This is a genomic window from Halorubrum sp. SS7, assembly GCF_005435055.1.
GTDB lineage: Archaea > Halobacteriota > Halobacteria > Halobacteriales > Haloferacaceae > Halorubrum > Halorubrum salinarum.
Map to the genome: position 1 here is coordinate 1 of NZ_SGXV01000573.1, position 249 is coordinate 249.

The window sequence follows — 249 nt, forward strand, 5'->3', positions numbered from 1 at the left end:
AATCGGCTCGAGGGATAGCATGGCGACGCTAGACCTCGGAAGCGGCGGCGGCGTGGACACGCTCAACGGCATCGCGACGTACCTCTCCAATGGAGGGACGGCGGCGAGAGTCCTCACAGCGTCGCTTCTCGGGCTCATCTCGTCGCCGTTCATCGCGGTCATCGACATCATCAACGCGATCACCCAGTTCGCGACGGCGCCGTTCGAGGGCGCTGGTCAGTCGATCGCCGCGCTGTTCGATGGGCTTCT

The 249-nt window shown here is 64.7% G+C and carries 1 pseudogene; it reads left to right on the plus strand.

The window, feature by feature from the left end:
* Positions 1 to 19 precede the first annotated feature (19 nt).
* Positions 20 to 249: pseudogene (locus EXE44_RS19190) on the plus strand (hypothetical protein); the annotation flags it as partial.